The organism is Embleya australiensis, assembly GCF_051903075.1.
In the GTDB taxonomy this organism is placed as follows: Bacteria; Actinomycetota; Actinomycetes; order Streptomycetales; family Streptomycetaceae; genus Embleya.
Genome location: NZ_CP182422.1, coordinates 6,262,255 through 6,280,883 on the forward strand (window position 1 = coordinate 6,262,255; position 18,629 = coordinate 6,280,883).

Here is an 18,629-nt window from a genome sequence, read left to right on the forward strand (position 1 = left end):
ATGGGACCGCGGGGCAGGCCAAACGTAGAGCACGCGGGGTGCCGAACGACCCCTCGACTGTGCCGGAAGTGTGGAGATTCCGTCGAGATCCGACCCGCCGTGTTCGCGGGGCCGTCACCGCACCGGACCTGACAACCCGTCACGGCCCGCTCCGGGACCGAGCGCCCGGGCATAGAACGCGACCATCCGGTCGCAAACGCTGTCGATCGTGTACTCCTCGCCGAAACGTCGATACGCCGCTTCCGCGCGCATCGCGGTCTTCTCCCGCTCCGTCAGGGCCGAGACCAGCGCCGTCGCCAGCGCCTCGGGCGAATCCGGCGGCACCAGGGCCGCGCAGTCGCCCGCCCCGGTGATCTCGCGCACCGGGGGCAGGTCGCTGGTGACGATCGGCGTCCCCACCCCCATCGCCTCGATCAGCACGCTGCCCAGGCCCTCCCAACGCGAGGGCAGCACGAACACATCGGCCGCGCCCATCAGATCGGGCACGTCGTCGCGATATCCCAGGAACCGTACGGGTTCCGCCCCGTCCGGGGAATCCCCGGCCAGGCCGGCCGCCGCCTTCCGCAACGACTCGGTCTGCCCACCGGGCGGACCGGCCAGCAGCAGCACCGCGTCCGGCACCTCGCGGCGCACCGACGCGAACGCCGCGAGCAGCACGTCCAAGCCCTTCTGGTATTCCTGCCGGGCCGCGGTCACCAGCACCGGCACGTCGGCGTCCAGACCCAAGTCGGCCCGGGTGTACGCCCGTCGCTCCCGCGCGGCGGCCAGCGCCTCGGGGTCGCGCCCGCGCGGCACCACCTCGATCCGCGTCCGGCGCACGCGCAACCGGCGCGACATCACCTCGGCCACATGCTCGGTCAACGCGTGGAACCGGCGCACCCCCTGCCCGCTGGCCGCGTCCAGACCCTGAGCGGCGCGCAGCTTCCACGGCCGAATCCCGGGCTGGGTCCGCATCTCCGCCCCGTAGGAGGTGTTGACCAGGCTCGACACCACCGGAACACCGGTCGCCAGCGCGGCGATTCGCCCGGCGATGTCCGCCTCGTACAGGGTCGTGTGCACCAGATCGGGCCGGCGGTCGCGGATCACCCGTGCCAGCCCGCGCACCGAACCCGCGCGCGAGCCGCGATGCACCCCGAACAACGACGCGCCCGCCTCGACCAACTCCGGTTGAAAACCGTCGAGATCCAGGAGATACGCGACATCGAGGGTGATGCCGCGCCGGATCAGTCCGGGAGCCATCGCCACCGCCGCGCGTTCGGCGCCGCCGACCCGATCCACGCTGTCGATCACCTGGAGCACGTGCACTTGCCTCACCCCTGCCATCCCCCGCGCTCTCCCGACGCGGCCGTCGGTCACGGGACGCCCCCACCCCACAACGCCGAGCATGTCATCGATACGCCCCCGGCGGGGCGGGATTCGTGACAACCTGTCACCCCATGGGGACAACGACCGATCGGCGTGGGGTCCTGCACGTCGTGACCGACCCCCGACGACGGGGTTCACAGGCGTTCGCCCACGATCTGGACGCGGCGCTGCGCGATCGAGGGCGGTCATCGACGGTCGTCGCGCTGGCCGGCAGCGGGGAGATGGACTTCCCCGTGCTCGGACCGGGGCGACTGCACCCGAGCACGCTGCGCGAACTGCGCCGACGGGCGGCGGGCGCGGGCGTGGTGATCGCGCACGGCTCGACCACGCTGGACGCGTGCGGGATCGCCCTCGCGGGCACCGGGACGCCGTTCGTCTACGTGAACATCGGCGATCCCCGGCACTGGGCGCGCGACGCGGTGCGCCGGGCGCGGGTGGGGCTGCTGCTGCGCCGGGCGGCGGCGATCGCCTCGGTGTCGCCGACGGGCCGGGAAATCCTGCTGCACACCTACCGGTTGGCGCCGAGTCGGGTACGGGCGATCCCGAACGGGCGGCGTCCGGAGCGGTTCCCGCCACCGGCCGCGACCGATCGGTCCAAGGCGCGCGCCGAGTTGGGGCTGCCGACGGGAGCGACGGTGCTCGTCGTGGTCGGCGCGCTGGCCGTGGAGAAGCGGGTCGCGCTGGCCATCGAGGCATTCGCACAGCTCGTGGAGGGGGATTCGGAGCGTGCCGAGGCGGCGTCGGAACACGCCGAACTCCCGACCTACCACCTGCTCGTGGCCGGAGAGGGCCCCGAGCGCGCGGCCCTGGAGGCGCTGGCCGCGCGCCGCGCCCCGGGGCGGGTCACCTTCACCGGCAACCTCGCCGACCTGGGCCCGGTGTACCGCGCCGGCGACGTGCTGGTGCTCTCCAGCACCAGCGAGGGCGTGCCGGGAGTCCTGGTCGAGGCGGGCATGACCGCGATCCCGGCCGCCGTGACCGACGTCGGGTTCGTCCGCGACGTGGTCGTGGACGGGGTAACCGGGGCGCTCGCCGAGGTGGGCCCCGGCGCCGGGGATCCGGCCCCGCTGGTCGCCGCGATCCGCCGGGTGCTGGCCGACCGCGACGCGATGGGGCTGGCGGCCAGGGCCCGTTGCCTGGAACGACACGCGATGGAGACCGTGGTGGACGCGTGGACCGCGTTGCTCGACGAGCACACGCGCTGACACCGCGGCGTCGAGGGAAGGATCGGGACGACGCCTCGGCGTCGAACGCAGGACTCGGGACGGGGCGCGAGCCCCGATTCCCGTACGGCCGAATGCGACTCGTGGGGAGATCGCATGTGCCAAGGTTGTTGTCGAACCAGGGAGGGGGAGTCCGTGGGGGAGTCTGTGGGGGGTGCCGTCGGCATGCCCGGCGACGGCATGAGCAGAATCGGCGATCTCGGCCGGGCGGCGCGGCATGCCCGGCCCGGCGGCAGCGTCGACGAACCGGCCGATCACCGAACACACGTCAACGGAGCGCCCCTCGCGGGCCACGGGGGAGCGACCACGCCGACCATCGACAGTCGCACCGGCACCGGACGACACGCCGCGCCCACGGCAGGCGTCGGCAGCGGCACCGGCCGCATCGCCGCCGCCCAGGCGCCCGACCCGGAGGTCAAGGGACCACCGCCGGAGTTGCGCTTCAAGCGCCGCACCAGCCTGTTCCGCGGCATCCGGGAGTTGTGGCACTCGCGCGAGCTCGTGCGCACGCTGGCCGAGCGCGACCTCAAGGCCCGCTACAAACAAGCCGTTCTCGGCTTCGCCTGGGCGATCATCACGCCCGTCCTGCTGATGCTGGTGTTCACCATCGTCTTCCAGCGGGTGGGCAACCTCAGCGAGACCGCGCACAAATACGACGTGCCCTACCCGCTGTTCAGCTACCTGGGACTGCTCCCGTGGACGTTCTTCATGTCCTCGGTCACCCAGGGCTCGTCCTCGCTGGTGTCCAACGGGCCGCTGCTGAACAAGGTCTACTGCCCGCGCGAGGTCTTCCCGTTCGCCACCGTGATCGTGGCCACCGTCGACATGCTGATCGCGTCGAGCGTGCTGGTGGTGCTGTTCGCGGCCTACACCACGCCGCCCGCCGCGACCATGTGGGCGCTGCCGATCCTGCTGCTCATCCAATTCGAGGTCACCCTCGGCGTGGTGCTCGTGTTGTCCGCGGCGGTGGTCTACTTCCGCGACATTCGGCACGTGCTGCCGCTGCTCATGCAGATGGGCATGTTCGCCACCCCGGTCGCCTACGGAATGGACCAGATCACCAAGGACTGGCTGTTGCCCTACGTGATCAGCAACCCGCTCGCCGCGGTGATCGACGGCTACCGGCGCTCGATCCTGTACGGACAACAACCCGACTGGGAACTCACCGGCGCCGCCGGTGCGTCGGCGACCGTGCTGCTGATCGTCGGCTACAAGATCTTCAAGAAGCTCGAAGCGGGGATCGCCGATGTCGCCTGACCGCACGTCGACCACGCTCGCACCGGCCGAGCCGGGCACCCTCGCGCCGGGCACGGTCCGGGCCGAACACCTGTGGAAACGCTTTCGCGCGGACAGCCAACGCATGCTGCTCCGGGACAACCTGGGCCGCATCGCGCGCAAGTTGTCCGGCCGCGACCAGGCCGACTGGCGCTGGGCGTTGCGCGACATCCACATCCACATCGACCCCGGCGAGGCGGTCGGCCTGATCGGCTCCAACGGGTCGGGCAAGTCGACGCTGCTCAAGATGCTCACCGGCGTGATGTACCCCTACGCGGGCCGGCTCCAGGTGCGCGGCCGGGTCGGCGCGCTGATCGAGGTGCGCGCGGGCATCCACCCGGACCTGACCGGTCGTGAGAACGCCTTCCTGTACGGCTCGTTGCTCGGCCTGAAGCGGGCCGAGGTGGCCAAACGTTTCGACGACATCGTCGACTTCGCCGAACTGGGCACGGCGATCGACCGGCAGGTCAAGTGGTACAGCTCCGGCATGCAGATGCGCCTGGGCTTCGCGGTCGCCGCGTTCCTGGAGCCCGACGTGCTGCTCGTCGACGAGGTACTGGCCGTCGGCGACGCGCTGTTCCAGCAAAAATGCCTGGACCGGATGCGGGTGGTGCTCGAACAGGGCACCACGCTGGTCCTGGTCTCGCACGACCTTGCGTCGGTCGAGTCGATCTGTACGCGCGGCATCTGGCTGGAGCAGGGCGAGATCCGCACCGACGGCCCGATCCGGCAGGCGCTGCGCGGATATCGGGACAGCGTCGAGGAGGAGACCGAGGCGCGCACCCGCACCGACGAGGCGATCCGCACCACCTACGTCGACGTGCGCGGCGTGGACACCGCCGGTCCCACCACCAACCGGTCGATGGTCGTCGAGGCCGACTTCGTCGGCGACTTCCGCGGCTCGGCCACCGTGCACATCGGCGTCACCGAGGGCACCGCGAGCCCGGTCTTCACCACGCGCCGCGACGTGCGGTTCGGCCCGTCGGGTACCCGGGTCAAGTGCACCCTGGACCGACTGCCGCTGCCCCGGGGGCGCTACGCGCTGTGGATCGGCGTCTACGACGGCGACGGACATCCGCTGACCGCGTGGCATCCGGCCAAACAGTTCGACGTGGCCGGTCCCGAACTCGACACCCCGCCGCGCGCGGTCGTGCTCGCCGCGCCGGTCTACGTCGACCACACCTGGGAGGGGTGAACGGCCGTGCGCATCCTGGTGTGTCCGCACGACATGCAACTGGGCGGCAGCTCGATCAACGCGGTGGACCTGGCCCGCGCGGTGCGCGACCTCGGCCACGAGGTGTGGGTGATGGGCCGTCAGGGCCCGCTGCGACAACGGGTCGCCGCCGCGGGCCTGCCGCTGCTCGCGCTGCCCGAGCGGGCGCACGTACGTCCCTCGCCCGCCGTCTCGCGCGCCATCGCGGCGGCGGTGCGCCGGCATCGCATCGACGTCGTGCACACCTACGAATACTGGCCGCTGGTCGAGGCGTTCCTGGGCGCGTTCGTCCCGCGCGGCACGCCCGTGCTGGGCACGATCATGTCGATGGGCAGCCTGCCGCCGTACTTCCCGCGTACCGGCGTGCCGCTCACCCTCGGCTACGGCGACCTGTACGAGGAGACCGGCGAGGTGCGCGGCCTGGAGGGTGCCCGCGTGCACCTCCTCGAACCGCCCGTGGACACGGCGATCGATCACCCGATCGCGGACGGGGCCGACACCGAGGTGGACGTGGACGCCTTCGCCGCCGAACACGGGCTGCGGGGGCCCGCGCCCACCGTGGTACTGGTCTCGCGCCTGGCCCGCCACCTCAAGCAGGAACACCTGGAACGCACCGTCGACGCGGTGGCCCGACTGTCCCCGAAGTTGCCCGGGTTGCGTCTGGTGCTGGTCGGCGGCGGCTCGATCGAGAGCGAACTCCAGGCCCGGGCCGCGGCGGCGAACGCCGAACTGGGCCGGCGGGCGATCGTGCTGACGGGCGAGATGGCCGACCCGCGACCGGCGTACGCGCTGGCCGACGTGGTGGTCGGGATGGGCAGTTCGGTGCTGCGCGGGATGGCCTTCGGCAAGCCCACCGTGGTGGTCGGCGAGCAGGGCTTCAGCAAACCGGTCACGCCCGAGACGATCGGCGAATTCGACGGCCTCGGCTTCTACGGCCTGGGCGCGGGCCGGGTGCCCGTCGAACAGGACGCGCTGGTCGACCAGTTGGTCACGCTGTTGGGCGACCGGGCCGAGCGTGAGCGCATCGGCGCCTGGTCGCTCGGCCTGGTCCGCGAGCGCTTCGCGCTGGACAGCCAGGCGCTGCGGCTCGTCGACTGGTACGAACAGGCCCGCGCCGAACACCCATCCGCCCGTGGTCGGGTCGGCGAGGCGGTGCGCGTCGGCGGACGACTGGTCGGCTTCAAGGCCGGGCAGCGCGGTCAGGCACTGCGCCGGCGCACCCGGGGCGGGCGCGGAGCCTCGGCCCGATGACCGGGCCGGCGGGGCTGACCCTGCTGCATGTCGGGGCCTTCTCCGGGTCGGTGCCGGCGCTGTGCCGGGCGCTCGCGGAGCGCACGGAGGTGGCCGCGCACGACCTGATGCCGCTGGCCCGCGCGCCGGGGCTGGCAGCCGCCCGGTTGCGGGCGGTGCACGAGGCGCGGCTGGCCGGTCCCGGGACGCCGTGGACCAAGACCGGCGCATGGACGGCGGCGCTGGACCGCAGGGTGCGCTCGCGCGGACTGCTCGACCCGGGGCGGCCGGTGCTGATCGTGCAGACGCTGCCCGCGCTGACCCCGCCGCCGGGCGTGCGCTACGGCGTGTACACCGACCGGGTCGGCCTGGAGGGCGCGGCGGTCGGCGGGGTGCATCGATCCCGGTACTCCGACGGATGGTTGGCCCGGGAGCGGCGGTTGTTGCTCGGCGCACACCGGGTGTTCGTGATGGGGCCCAGCACCGCCGATGTACTGGTGCGCGAGTACGGCCTGGCCGCGGATCGGGTGCACGTGGTCGGCTCCGGGACCAACGCCGAACCCGCGCCGGACGCCGATCCCGGGCCGGGCGGCGCGGATCCGCCCCGGCTGCTGTTCGTGGGCACCCAGTGGGAGCTCAAGGGCGGCCCGCTCCTGCTCGCCGCCTTCGCCCGGCTCCACGCCCGCGACCCGCGCCACCGGCTGACGCTGGTCGGCAGCGGTCCGGCGGGGGAGTTGCCGGTCGGGGTGACCGCGCTGGGCCGGGTGCCGCACACCGCGATGGGTGCCGCGTACGACGCCGCCGACGCGGTGGTCATCCCCACGCACATGGAGGCGTTCGGGATAGCCCTGATCGAGGGCCTGATCCGGGGGCTGCCGTGCGTGGTCTCCACGGTCGGCAACCAGCCCTGGATCATCGGCGACGCGGGCCTGACCGTACCCCCGGGCGACGAGGACGCGTTGGTCGTCGCGCTGCGCCAATTGACCGCCGACTACCCTTCGTTCCGCAAACGCGCCGTGGTCCGGGGCGAGGAGTTGCGAGCGACGATGACGTGGCCGACGGTGGCCGCGCACATTCTGGCGGAACTGCGCGGATAGCGGTTCGATGACGGCCGGGCGCCGGCCGTTGACAGCCGCTTCGTCCCGGTCTGGGATGAGGCGGCATGGAGACGCTTTTCGAGGAGGCGCTGCGCTCGCACGTGGAGTTCGGCACCCACGTGGCCAAGCAGAACTCGCACGCCGAGACCGACGACGAACTGCACCCGCTGCGCGAAGTCCCGCACTGGGACTGGCCGCCGATCGCATGAAGCCGGGCCCGGCGACGTTCCCCTCGCCGCCGGGCCCGGTCCGATCCGCCGGGCGGCTAATCCCCGCGTCGCGCCGCGCGTTCGTACACCCGGGCGAAGCCGTCGAGCATGTGTTGCCGGGTGAAGCGGGCCAGGACCCGTTCCCGGCTCGCCGCGCCCATCCGGGCCCGCGTGTCCGCGTTGGTGAGCAATTCCCGGCAGGCCATCACCAGTCCGCCCCGATCGCCCGCGCGCAGCAGGCGCCCGGTGACGCCGTCGGCGACCACGTCGGTGACCCCGCCCACCGCCGTGCCCACGACCGGGACGCCCGCGACCATCGCCTCGGCGACCGCGAGCCCGAAGCCCTCGTAGTGGGACGTGGACAGGAACAGGTCGGCCGCGTCGAACGCGTCGCCCAGCCGGGGCAGCGGCGGCACCACCCGCACGTGCTTGCCCACCCCCAACCGCTCGATCAGCGCCGGGATCTCCGGTTCCTGGCGGCCGATGATCAGGAACACCACCGGCGGTCCGGCGTCGCCGAGCTTGCGCACCACGTCGGCGCCGACCCGCACCATCAGCGGGATGTTCTTCTGCGCGGCCCGGCCCACCCCGACCACCACGAGCGCCTCGGGCGCGATGCCCAACTCGGCGCGCAGCGCGGCCCCGGCGGCCGGATCCGGTTCGTGGACCCGCACGCCCAGCGGCACCAGCGGGATGCGCTCGGGCCGCCATCGCACGATCGCCGCCGTCGCGTCGCGCACGTGGGTCGAGTGGGCGAACGGCCGGAACCCGGCCGCCTTGACCATGGCGACCTCGATGCCGTTGGTCAACCGCGAGTGCAGGCCGTCCTTCAACGGCTCGTGCACCTCCATCACCCGAGGCAGTCGGGGGCAGGCCAGCGCGGCGGGCAGCGAGAGGCGGGCCGTGCCGCTGTGCGCGTGCAGCACGTCCGGACGCAACTCCCGGACCTTCGCCGCGATCCGCAGCCCCAACCGCACCTCGTCCCGGGGCCCGGCGGGCCCGGTGTGGTCGAGCGCATGCACCGTCACATTCGGCCCCAGCTCGCCGAGTTCGTCCTCCTCCCAGGCGGGTCGGGCGCTGATCGCGTGGCAGTCGAAGCGCTCCGGGTCGAGCCCGGCGAGCACCTGCCGGCTCACCTGCGGGATCCCGCCGCCGATGCTCAGCCGCCACACCACGTGGACGAGCCTGATCCGCTCCTTCACGATTCCCCCCGCGCCGGTCGCCGCCGGCGATCCCGGGCCCGGCGGGCCGCGGCCTTCGCGCCGAGGAGCGCGCCGGCCGCACCGCGGGCCACCAACCATGTCGTGTCGTATCGATCGGTCGCGCCGAACCGATGCTTGAACTCCTCGGCGCCGCGCAGGAAGTCGAACGTTGCCACCTTGCGCTCGGCCAGCGCGGCCAGCGTCTCGTGGAACAACACCGTGCCCAGGCTCGCCTTCGCGTAGGCCGGATCCCACCCCAACTGGTAGTACGCGAACGTGTCCTGCCACAAGAACCCGTACAGAACCCCCACCACCGCGCCCGCCGGATCCCGTGCCACCAACGCGCACGGCCCGCGCCCGGGTTCGGCCCGCGCCGCCAGCGCCGCGTGCAGCGGACGCCGGGAGGCGTCGAACGCGCTGGACGCGCCGATCGTGTCCCGGCGCAGCCGATGCAGCCGCAGCAGGTCGTCGAACACCTCCGACGTCAGCTCGCCGGGCCCGGCCCAGGTGAAGACGACCCCCTCGGCCGCGAGCCGGCGCGCCTTGCGCCGCACCCCCTGGCGGTGCCGGGCCGAGCCCAGGGCGTCCGGGTCGGCGGGCATCACCGGACAGGCCGTGCGCTCGATCTCCCGGGCGCCGGGCGGCAGATACGGATCGCCCGTGCCCGGATCCAGGTGCGGGAAGAGCATGCTGCGCCGCCGGGCGAGTGTGGCCAGCCAGGCCCGTACGTCCTCGTGTCGGTGCGGCGCGACGGCGAAACCGCAGTGGTCCGCGGCGCCGATCCCGCTGCCGAGCACGGTCCAGACCGGCACCCCGCCGGGCAGCCGGGGGTGCAGCCGCTCACGGGTGCGCAGCAGCGGTACGACCGCCTCGGCGGCGCCGTCGTCCCCGCACCACACCGCGACCAGCACGCGGCCGGCCTGCTCCCGGCCCAGCGACTCGGTCCAGCCCAGCACCCAGTCGGGCGTGGCGAAGTACGACGTCCCGGGCGTCGCGGCGACCAGTGCGCGCCAGGACGGCACCAGCGCCGCCAGCTCCCCGGGCGAGCGCAACAACGTGGGCAGAGCAAGCACGACGATCCCCCCGGACCTCGAAACCGACGCCGAACCGGACCCGACCCCTCACCGCCCGCCGCGCAACGCGTGCACGGCCGGATGCAGCCCGGAGACGATGGTGGCGAACCGATCCGTGCGGGTGTTCGAGCCGACCCGCAGGCGGGAGATCCGCAACGGGTGATCGGGCAGTCGGGGCCCGAGCCGGTGGTCGAACAGGAAGCCCGAACGGTAGCCCAGTTCGTCGAGCAACCGCTCGGCGCGCACGTCCCAGTTCCCGTTCGGATACGCGAACGAACTCGGCGCCCGGCCCAGGAGCTTGGTCAACCGCGCGTGTGCGTCCACCACTTCGGCCCGCACGTCCGCGTCGGAGCAGCGGTCGAGCAGCGGATGGGTGAGCGAGTGGTTCTCCACCCGGATCCCGCCCGACTCCAGGGTGCGCAGATCCGCGCCGGTCAACTGCTCGCCGAGCACCGGCTCGTGTCCCTCGCGCAGCGCGGCGAGCAGGTGCAGTCGGCGCTCCTGCGGCACGGTCTTGAGATACGCGACCCACCCGCTCGGCGACCTCTCCGGTTCGCCCGCGACCCGCGCCCCGGCGGTGACCAACCGGTGCGCCTCGTGCCACCAGAACGGCGCGCGCGAGTCGATCGCCGAGGCCACCACGTAGGCCACTCCCGGGATGCCGCGTTCGCGCAGCAGCGGCAGGCCGTGTTCCAGGATGCTGCGCTCGCCGTCGTCGAAGGTCAACAGCACCGCCCGGGCGGGCAGCGGACGTCGATCGCCCAGCGCCGCCTCCACCTCGTCCAGCGACACCGGCCGGGCGATCCGCTTCAATCGGTCCAACTGCCCGGCGAACACGGCCGGATCGGAGATCCCGTGATACCCGAGCACGGCCAGCCGCAGCCGGGACCGGCGGACGAACCACATCTGCGCCGGCGACCGCCGCAACAGCGCGTCACCACCGCCCCGCAGCGAGGACCGCACCGAAGACCCCACCGACGACCGCAACGTCCCCACCCTCGAACCGCCCACCCGCGCCTCCCCGGTCCCGCGGTTCCCCAGCCTCTCGGCTCCCGCTGCCGGAACCGTAACAGCGGGGTCACCTCCCGTCAGCCGGACACCGAACGTCAACCCGGCCGACACCGCACATCCGCCCGAACTCCCGCCAGGTCATGGCAAGGTCGTCAACGTCGGATATCGCGGAACATCACCCCCGACTCGTGGACGGATCGCGAAACACCCTTCACGCGTGACCCATCCGGCCTAATCTGGTCGGCGGGCGACCCGAGCCCCGACCGTGTGGGGGCGGCGGTGCCGGTCGGGCACAAACGTTCCGATGCTGCTCACATCGGGACCGCGAGGTGGGGGCCGGGCGATGAATCGTGCATCGACCCTGCGCGCCGAGGAGATCGATGGCGATCTCGCTCGCGCGTGGGACGAATTGGTGGTCGGGAGGGGGGTTCAGGCAGACGTCTTCGACACCCACGCATGGGCGTCGTCGTGGTTGGCGACCCGACCGCAGCGCGCCGAACACGTCCGCGTACCCGCCGTGTTCGGCGGGGATCGGCCGCTGGCCCTGCTGCCGCTCGAACTCGACTCGACCGGTCGCGCCCACGAACTCGGCCGCGGCCAGCGCGAACGCACACGTGTCGTCATCGGCACCCCCGAACCACGCCCCGACGTGCTGGGCGCGCTCACGGGCGAACTGCGCCGGCTCGGCATCCGCGAGTTGACGCTGCACCGCATGCCCAGCCGCGACCCGGCCACACACGCGCTGCTCGGCGCGCTGCGCGAGGCCGGCTACGCGGTGGACGTGCGCGAGCGGATGACCGACATGATCGAGTCCACCCCCGACGGCTGGTCCGGCTACCGGGCCCGCCATCGCGGCTTCGACAGCGCCGTCGGACAGGCCACGCGCCGCGCCGGCCGGCTGTGGAAGTTGCGGGTCGTCGCGTACGGCGCCCCCGGCGGCCCGCCGCTCGCGGCCGGACTGGACGACCACGAAGAGCTGTTCGACCTGAGCTGGAAGGGCCGACTCGGCGCAGCCCCGGAACGCCGCCGGTTGCTCACCCGCGCGCTCGACGAACGCGGCTTGGCCCGGCTGTACGTGCTCTACGCCGAGGACCGCGCCATCGCGTCCTGCCTCGGCGTGCGGATCGGCCCGGTGATGCACTGGCACACCGTCGCCTACGACCCGGCCGCCGCGCTGCTGTCGCCGGGCAACGTGGTGCACTGGCGCGCCCAGGAACTCGCGTTCGCCGAGGGTGGGTTGACGCTGATCGATCTGCTGCCGGGGGCGAGCCCGCTGAAGGACCGGATCAGCAGCGAACGACCCGCGCTGCTCGACGTGTGCGCGGCCCGGGTGCCGCGCCGGGTGCTGCCGCTGCTGCGCGGCGCCCGCGAGGTGCAGCGCGCCGTGCCGATCGCCACCCGCGCCCGGATGGGCCGGCTGCGCGCCCGGGTCGGCGCCGCCCCGCCCGGCCACGCCGGCACCGCCCGCCGGCTGGAGGCGCGACCGGCGACCGAGGTACCGGCCCGACCCAGCCCCGAACTGACCTTGGACCAACCCACCTTGCGCCTGCTCACCGTGGCCTGCGCGCGCCGGGGCCCGCAGGAGATGCGAGCCGACTGGGGACCGGACGACCGCTGGTACCGGATCGGCGCGGGCCCCCTCGCGGTGGCCCGGGTCGACTTCGGTGAGCCGGTGCCCACCCTGCGCGAGGTCGTGCGCTACGACCCGGCATACACCCTGGAGGCGATCGCACTGATGCTCGCCGACCTGCTCGCGTCGCCCGTCCGCTACCTGGACGAGGTACCCGTGCGCGACCCCCGCCTGCGCTGGCCGCGCACTTGGACCGGGCCCGATCCCGGTGCCGCCGACCACGCCGCGCTCGGTCACGCCGTCACCGACCCCGATGCCGCCGACCATGCGCCAGCCGCCCCGGTCACCGAAGCCGACGCCGGCGGCCGGGAACACGACGAACACGGGGCCGCCGAGGCACCCGGAGCACCCGGAACGCACGGAGCACCCGGACCGCACGAGGCACCCGGAACACCCGGAGCGCACGGCGCGCTCAGCCGGGCCGAGGGGGCCTGATGCGGGCCCGCCCGATGCACCCCCTGGAGATCGACGGCGCCTTCGCCGGCTCCTGGGACCGCCTGGTCGCCGCGCGGGGCGTACACGCCGACCCGTTCGACACGCACGCCTGGTTCGCCTCCACCCTGCACGGCCACCACGACCCGCTGGACGACATCCGCGTGGTCTCCGTGCTCGACGACGCCGACCAACCGCGCGCACTGCTCCCGCTGGAGCGGATCGGCCCCGACCGCTGGGGCGTCTTCTCCGCACACCGCCGCCCCCGCAGCCACGTGGTGGTACACCCCGACGAGCCGCACGGCGCCGACTCGATCGCCGACGCCCTCGCCCGCACCGGCGTACGCGAACTGCGCCTGCACCGCATGCCCAGCCGCGACCCCGAGACGCACCGCCTGATCGCCGGGCTGCGCGCCTGCGGCTACACCGTCGACGCCCGGGAGAAGGCCTGCGACATGCTCGCCGGCGTCGAGGGCGGCTGGGCCGGCCACCGGGCCCGCTTCCGCAGCTTCGACCGCTACGCGCACCGCTTCGCCACCCGCGTCCGCGCACAGTGGGACCTGACCGTCGACCGGATCGGCGGCCCCGGCACCCGCGAAGACGACTTCGACGCCGGCTTCGCCGTCTACACCGACCTGTTCGCCCGCAGTTGGAAGGGCCCGCTCCAGCCCGCCGCCGCCGACGCGCGGCGCGACCTGATCGCCCGCGCCGCGCGCCACGACTGGGCCCGGCTGTACATCCTGCGCGTGGACGGCGTGCCCGCCGCGATGCACCTGTGGTTCCGCCTCGGCGACGTGGCCACCTGGCACTCCACCGCCTACGACGAACGATTCGCCGCCCTGGGCATCGGCACCGTGGTGCAGTGGCAGGCCCAGGAACTCGTCCTGGCCGAACCCTGGCCCGCGGGCACCGAGCCGCGCCTGGTCGACCTGATGCCCACCCGCACTCCGCAGAAGTTGCGACTCGCCCCCGAACGCCCCGCCCTGTGGGACATCGAGGCCGTCCGCGACCGACGCCTGCTCGCCGTCACCCTGCCCGCCCGCGGCTTTGCCCGGGCCACCCGGATGTCGGTCGAGCAACACCTGCGGGTGCGCCGCGCCAAGGCCGCCCCGGTCGAACCGACCCCGGTCGCCGAGACGGTGATCCCACCCGCGATCAATCCGCACGAGGGCGGCGACAAACCGGACCCGGTACACGAGGCCGGCCTCGCCGACAACCGCGCGATCGCGCTCGCCTGCGGCTACCGGGGCACCGACGCGGTCGACGCCGGCCGCTCCCGCGGCGAGACCTGGTGGCTGGTCGGCGAGGAACCGCACACCCTCGTACACCTGGCCCCGGACCGGACCGTGCACACCGTCGCCGCCCTCGGCACCGACCGCACCCTGCCGCGCGACCGGCAACTGCACGAGGCCGCACGCAGCGTGGCCACCGCCCTCGGCGAGACGCTGCGCCTGTACCTGCCCGACCCCGCCGGCACCCCCGGAACCCCGCTGCGCCGGGAACCGGAACCGGTTCCGTGGCCGGTCGCCCGCACCGGCCCGACCCGCCTCACCCCGAAGGGCACCACCCGATGACCGCCATCAGCGGCGACCGCGTGCGCACCACGCTCAAGCGCGGCCTGGCCGCCACCGCCCTCGCCCGCGATCCCGCGCCCGGCGCCACCCTGCTCATCTACCACCGCGTCGGCGGCGGCACCCGGGACGAACTCGACCTACCCGCCGACGCGTTCCGCACCCAGCTCGACCTGCTGCCCACCCGGCACGTGGTCTCCCTGGACACCGCCGTGGACCGCCTCGCGGCCGGCGACCCCACCCCGTCGATCGTGCTCACCTTCGACGACGGCTTCGCCGACGTGTACGCCAACGCCTGGCCCGAACTGCGGGCCCGCAAGCTGCCGTTCACCCTCTACCTGGCCACCGGCTGCATCGACGCCGAGATGCGCTGGGAGGGCTCCACCGGAACCAGCCGCGGATCCGCCGCGCTGACCTGGGACCAGGTGGCCGAACTGGCCGACTCGGGGCTGGCCACCATCGGCAACCACACCCGCAGCCACGCCCGCCCCGAAGCGCTCACCGCGACCGAACTCGACGACGCCTCCGACGACATCGAACGCCGACTCGGCCGCCGACCCGCGCACTTCGCCTACACGTGGGGCGTCGCCGTCCCGGACATGGAACACGCGCTGCGCTGCCGGTTCCGCAGCGCCGCCACCGGCGTGCTCGGCCGCAACCGGCCCGGCTGCGATCCGATCCGGCTGCGCCGGGTCCCGGTCCGGCGCACCGATCCGCCCGCGTTCTTCCGGGCCAAGCTCGGCGGCCGGCTCGGCCAGGAACGCGCCTACGCGGCCGTGGTCGGCCTCGGCAAGAAGGCCGGTGCGCATGCGTGAGCCACGCGGACCCGGCGGGCGCCCGCTGCGGATCGCCCACCTGACCACCGTCGACATGAGCCTGGCGCTGCTGCTTCGCACCGAACTGGAAGAGGACGTCGCCGCCGGCTTCGAGACCTTCGGGATCAGCGCCGCCGGCCCCTACGTGCCCGGGATCGAGGCGTTGGGTGTCACCCACGTCCCGCTGAACTCGCTCACCCGCGCCTGGAATCCGCGCCGCGACGCCGCCGCGGCCGGCGAACTCGTGCGCACGCTCCGCCGGTTGCGCCTGGACGTGCTGCACACGCACAACCCCAAGACCGGCGTGCTCGGCCGCCTGCTCGGCCGCGCCGCCGGCGTGCCCGTCGTGGTCAACACCTGCCACGGCCTGTGGATCCGCCCCGGCGACCCGTGGGCCCGGCGTGCGTTCGTCCTCGGCACCGAGAGCCTGGCCGCCCGCGCCTCGCACGCCGAGCTGTACCAAAACGCCACCGACCACGCCACGCTGCGCCGGGCCGTGCCCGGATGGCGCTCGCGCGTGGTCGGCAACGGCACCGACCTCACCCGCTTTCGCCCCGATCCGGCCGCCCGCGCCACGATCCGCGCCGAACTCGGGGTGGCCGAAGACGAACTCCTCGTCGGCGGAGTCGGGCGGCAGGTCGCGGAGAAGGGCATCCTCGAATACGTGGAAGCAGCCGGACTGCTCGCGGGCAAGGCCCGATTCGTCTGGATCGGACCAGAGGACCCGGACAAGCCCGACGCGATCGCCCGGGCCGCGCACGACTCGCCCGTCGAATTCGTCGGCGCGCGCGCCGACATGCCCGCCGTCTACAACGCGCTCGACGTCTTCGTCCTGCCCTCGCACCGCGAGGGCTTCTCACGATCCGCCATGGAGGCCGCCGCCTGCGCGCTGCCCATGGTGCTCAGCGACATCCGAGGCTGCCGCGAGATCGGCACCCACGGCGAACACCTGTTGCTCGCGCCGGCCGGGGAGCCGCACTCCCTGTCCGCCGCGATGGACCGCCTGATCAGCGAACCGGACCTGCGCGCCGCACTCGGCGCCGCGGCCCGGAGCCGCGCGCTGGCCGAGTTCGACCAACGACGCGTGGCCCGCGTCTCGATCGACACCTACCGGGCCGTGGCCGCACGCCGCGGTCTGGGCTGGACGTGAGGCACACACAAGGCGCCGGCCGGTGAGGGAGACGCCACCGGCGCCCGTGGAACACCACAATTCAACGCCACACCAGGGGAGGGGCATGGCATGCGACGACTGTTCGACATCACCGTGGCCGCGGTGGCACTGGTTCTACTGGGGCCGGTACTGCTCGCGATACACGTGATGATCCGCGCGACCATGGGTGGACCCGCGTTGTTCCGTCAGACCCGAAGCGGCCTGCACGGCCGCGACTTCGAGATCCTGAAGTTCCGCACCATGCTCGACCCGCGACATCCGGACGAACCCGACGCCACCCGGATCACCCGGGTCGGGCAACTCCTGCGCACCACCAGCCTGGACGAACTGCCGCAACTGATCAACGTGTTGCGTGGGGACATGGGCATCATCGGCCCCCGGCCGACGCTGCCGAGCCAGGTCGTGCACTACACCCCGCGCCAGCGCGGCCGACTGGACGTGCGCCCCGGCCTGACCGGCTGGGCACAGGTCCAGGGCCGCAACGCGCTCAGCTGGCCGGTACGCATCGAGTACGACCTGTGGTATGTGCGCAACCGCGGCGCCCGGGTCGACCTGGTCATCCTGTGGCGCACCGTCGGGGTACTGCTGCGCCCGTCCGGGATCACCGCCGCCGGCGGGGTCAACCCGGGCTTCCCGGTGCCGGCCTCGGTCGAGGCGGGCGAGTCCGGGACGCAGCCGCGCCCCGGGCCCGTGCGTACCCCGCGCACCGACGCGTTCCCGCTGCCCAGACCCATCGTCTGGAGCGGGCCGATCACCCACTCGCCGGTGGACCCGACCCGCCTGCTGCCCCCGCAGCGGCACGCGGGGGACTCCCTGGCAGAAGAGGTGTCCTGAGGCCGAGGCGACACCGAGACGCACGAATGTCCGTGCCCGATCGTGGGGATCGAGCACGGACATCGTCGTTTCCGGCCGAGCGCCGAGCGCCGAGCGCCGAGCGTCGGGCGCCGACTGCCGCGCGCCGGCCGCGGCTTCGGGTCAGCCCGTGCAGCTCGCCTGGACCTGACCGGCCGCCAGGTGCGCACCCGCGGTGCCGCCCCAGTCGACGCCGCGCGTGACCAGCTTCACCGCGACCTTGCCGTTGGCCACCGGGAAGGTGCCCGCACTCACCCAACGGCCCTTGTTGTTCACCTGGTTGACCTGGAACTGGGCGTACCAGGCACCGGTCTTGTCGTCGTCGCGCGAGCGCAGCACGAAGTACTGCGCCGGGTTCCCGCCCACGTCACGGCCGTTGCCCGAGGGCACGTACACGCTCAACTGGCAGCGCTTGGAGGCGTTGCCGACGTCGAACCACCACAACACGCGCGCGCTCGCGTCGTCCTTGTTCTTGTCCCCGGACATCGGCACCGCGTCGAACTTCCCGTTGCAGCCGTCCTTGTTCCAGCCGCCGCTGCCCACGGTGTACCAGCCCTTGGAGCCGTCGCTGTAGCGGCCGACCTCGGCGAAACCGCTCGCGCCGTTGTTCGCGCAGCCGTAGCCCGAGGTGCCCAGGAAGGTCTGTTTCGGGGCCAACGAATCGGGCTGCACCGGCGGCGGCGCCGGCTTGTTGCCGGATCCGCCAGGGCTGCCGCCACCGGGCGTGGGCGTCGTGCCGCCCCCGCCGCCGGGCGAACCCGTGGCCGGGTTGCGCGCGTCGGGCGTCGAACCGCCGCCGCCGAACGTGCCGGTCGAGCCGCCCGCCGCCGACCCGCCGCCACCCGAAGCGCCCCCGCCGGAGGAGCCGCCGTTCGGGTACGGATAGCCCGGCGGGTACGCCGAACCGCCGCCGGGTGTGCCGGCGCCGGTCGGGCCGGGGTCGCCGGCCGAGTCGCCGGTGCCGCTCCCGGCGCTCGGACCGCTCTGCGGTGCCGCCCCGCCGCCGCTCGGCAGCACTTCCACGGGCTTGTCCTGCATGGGCGCGGCCTGCGCCACCGGCTTGCGCCGAGCGCCGTCGTCGCCGCCGAGGTCGATCGCGGAGACGACGGTCACCGCCGCCAGACCGGCCGCGGCCAGCACCGGCATGCCCAGGCTTACGGCCCAGACCCGACGGCCGGGCCGCAGCGGTCGCATCGGCGTGCGCACCGAGCGGGCGAACGCGCGCTGGAAGTCCGCGTTCGGGTTGGGTGGTTCGGCCAT

General features: G+C 73.6%; 16 protein-coding genes. 11 read left to right on the top strand and 5 right to left on the bottom strand.

The window, feature by feature from the left end; genetic code table 11:
• Nucleotides 1–114: 114 nt before the first annotated feature.
• A complete protein-coding gene (locus ACMXN5_RS26960; RefSeq protein WP_439677395.1) occupies nucleotides 115–1,314 on the bottom strand; it encodes a glycosyltransferase family 4 protein in 1,200 nt (399 codons plus the stop codon).
• 122 nt (nucleotides 1,315–1,436) lie between these two features.
• Between ACMXN5_RS26960 and ACMXN5_RS26965 the strand changes: the two genes are divergently transcribed.
• From ACMXN5_RS26965 to ACMXN5_RS26990, 6 genes are all read left to right on the top strand, one after another.
• Nucleotides 1,437–2,570: a glycosyltransferase family 4 protein gene (locus tag ACMXN5_RS26965; protein WP_439677396.1), complete on the top strand. Its 1,134-nt coding sequence runs from the start codon at nucleotides 1,437–1,439 to the stop codon at nucleotides 2,568–2,570.
• 153 nt (nucleotides 2,571–2,723) lie between these two features.
• On the top strand, nucleotides 2,724–3,845 hold the full coding sequence (locus tag ACMXN5_RS26970; RefSeq protein ID WP_439677397.1) for an ABC transporter permease: 1,122 nt from the start codon (nucleotides 2,724–2,726) through the stop codon (nucleotides 3,843–3,845).
• Entirely contained in the window at nucleotides 3,835–5,058 is a 1,224-nt protein-coding gene (locus ACMXN5_RS26975) for an ABC transporter ATP-binding protein (RefSeq protein ID WP_439677398.1), read from the top strand. The genes ACMXN5_RS26970 and ACMXN5_RS26975 overlap by 11 nt, the downstream gene beginning before the upstream one ends.
• A 6-nt stretch (nucleotides 5,059–5,064) precedes the next feature.
• The gene (locus ACMXN5_RS26980) at nucleotides 5,065–6,327 is read left to right on the top strand and encodes a glycosyltransferase family 4 protein (RefSeq protein ID WP_439677399.1); all 1,263 of its coding nucleotides are present in this window, start codon (nucleotides 5,065–5,067) and stop codon (nucleotides 6,325–6,327) included.
• Nucleotides 6,324–7,403 carry a glycosyltransferase gene (locus ACMXN5_RS26985; protein WP_439677400.1) on the top strand — a complete coding sequence of 360 codons (1,080 nt, stop codon included), beginning with the start codon at nucleotides 6,324–6,326 and terminating at the stop codon, nucleotides 7,401–7,403. The genes ACMXN5_RS26980 and ACMXN5_RS26985 overlap by 4 nt, the downstream gene beginning before the upstream one ends.
• A gap of 65 nt (nucleotides 7,404–7,468) precedes the next feature.
• Nucleotides 7,469–7,612, top strand: a complete 144-nt coding sequence (locus ACMXN5_RS26990; RefSeq protein WP_439677401.1) for a hypothetical protein — start codon at nucleotides 7,469–7,471, stop codon at nucleotides 7,610–7,612.
• Nucleotides 7,613–7,668: 56 nt separating this feature from the next.
• On the opposite strand, the gene ACMXN5_RS26995 is transcribed toward ACMXN5_RS26990, so the two are convergent.
• From ACMXN5_RS26995 to ACMXN5_RS27005, 3 genes are read right to left on the bottom strand one after another with little or no spacing between them, the layout of a single operon-like run.
• The gene (locus ACMXN5_RS26995; RefSeq protein WP_439677402.1) at nucleotides 7,669–8,814 is read right to left on the bottom strand and encodes a glycosyltransferase family 4 protein; all 1,146 of its coding nucleotides are present in this window, start codon (nucleotides 8,812–8,814) and stop codon (nucleotides 7,669–7,671) included.
• Nucleotides 8,811–9,887 (bottom strand): GNAT family N-acetyltransferase, encoded by a 1,077-nt coding sequence (locus ACMXN5_RS27000; RefSeq protein WP_439677403.1) that lies wholly within the window; start codon nucleotides 9,885–9,887, stop codon nucleotides 8,811–8,813. Before ACMXN5_RS27000 ends, ACMXN5_RS26995 begins: the two co-directional genes overlap by 4 nt.
• Nucleotides 9,888–9,935: 48 nt before the next feature.
• Entirely contained in the window at nucleotides 9,936–10,850 is a 915-nt protein-coding gene (locus tag ACMXN5_RS27005) for a polysaccharide deacetylase family protein (RefSeq protein ID WP_439677404.1), read from the bottom strand.
• Between the two features lie 391 nt (nucleotides 10,851–11,241).
• Here ACMXN5_RS27005 and ACMXN5_RS27010 point away from each other — a divergent pair, with 391 nt between their 5' ends.
• The 5 genes from ACMXN5_RS27010 (at nucleotide 11,242) to ACMXN5_RS27030 (ending at nucleotide 17,351) form a co-directional block, all read left to right on the top strand.
• The gene (locus ACMXN5_RS27010) at nucleotides 11,242–12,963 is read left to right on the top strand and encodes a GNAT family N-acetyltransferase (RefSeq protein ID WP_439677405.1); all 1,722 of its coding nucleotides are present in this window, start codon (nucleotides 11,242–11,244) and stop codon (nucleotides 12,961–12,963) included.
• Complete coding sequence (locus ACMXN5_RS27015) at nucleotides 12,963–14,534, top strand: GNAT family N-acetyltransferase (protein WP_439677406.1); 1,572 nt, start codon at nucleotides 12,963–12,965, stop codon at nucleotides 14,532–14,534. Before ACMXN5_RS27010 ends, ACMXN5_RS27015 begins: the two co-directional genes overlap by 1 nt.
• Nucleotides 14,531–15,346, top strand: a complete 816-nt coding sequence (locus ACMXN5_RS27020) for a polysaccharide deacetylase family protein (RefSeq protein ID WP_439677407.1) — start codon at nucleotides 14,531–14,533, stop codon at nucleotides 15,344–15,346. Before ACMXN5_RS27015 ends, ACMXN5_RS27020 begins: the two co-directional genes overlap by 4 nt.
• Entirely contained in the window at nucleotides 15,339–16,496 is a 1,158-nt protein-coding gene (locus tag ACMXN5_RS27025) for a glycosyltransferase (protein WP_439677408.1), read from the top strand. Before ACMXN5_RS27020 ends, ACMXN5_RS27025 begins: the two co-directional genes overlap by 8 nt.
• A 90-nt stretch (nucleotides 16,497–16,586) precedes the next feature.
• Nucleotides 16,587–17,351, top strand: coding sequence for a sugar transferase (locus ACMXN5_RS27030; RefSeq protein ID WP_439677409.1), 765 nt, complete (start codon nucleotides 16,587–16,589; stop codon nucleotides 17,349–17,351).
• A 141-nt stretch (nucleotides 17,352–17,492) separates the two neighbouring features.
• Here the strand turns inward: ACMXN5_RS27030 and ACMXN5_RS27035 are convergent, their stop codons facing one another.
• Nucleotides 17,493–18,629 (bottom strand): hypothetical protein, encoded by a 1,137-nt coding sequence (locus ACMXN5_RS27035; protein ID WP_439677410.1) that lies wholly within the window; start codon nucleotides 18,627–18,629, stop codon nucleotides 17,493–17,495.